At 36.6% G+C, this 254-nt stretch carries 1 protein-coding gene; it reads left to right on the plus strand.

Annotated features, from left to right (window positions below; genetic code table 11):
• Window positions 1-254 (plus strand): hypothetical protein (locus EII29_RS12550; protein ID WP_158612583.1); only part of this gene is annotated, 254 nt, incomplete at both ends.

A 254-nucleotide genomic window follows, 5' to 3' on the forward strand; every position in this document is an offset into this window, starting at 1 on the left:
GAGTATAACGGAAAGACCCTTCATACAAGAGGACTTAATATATTAAATGAGGGAGATACGGTATACAACATAACAGGACAGATATTAAAAGAAGCAGGGAAAAGTATAATAAAGGAAAACTCAAGTAACAAAGGATTCGGATTGTCAGTCAGCCATAATACTTTTGATACGGCAGGACAGGTGCAGAATGTATTAAAACCTTCAAGCAGAACAATAACTCCAAGTGTAAACAGAGGAAAGGGAGAAATGACATC

Origin of the sequence: Leptotrichia sp. OH3620_COT-345, assembly GCF_003932895.1 — a bacterium.
Taxonomy (GTDB): domain Bacteria; phylum Fusobacteriota; class Fusobacteriia; order Fusobacteriales; family Leptotrichiaceae; genus Pseudoleptotrichia.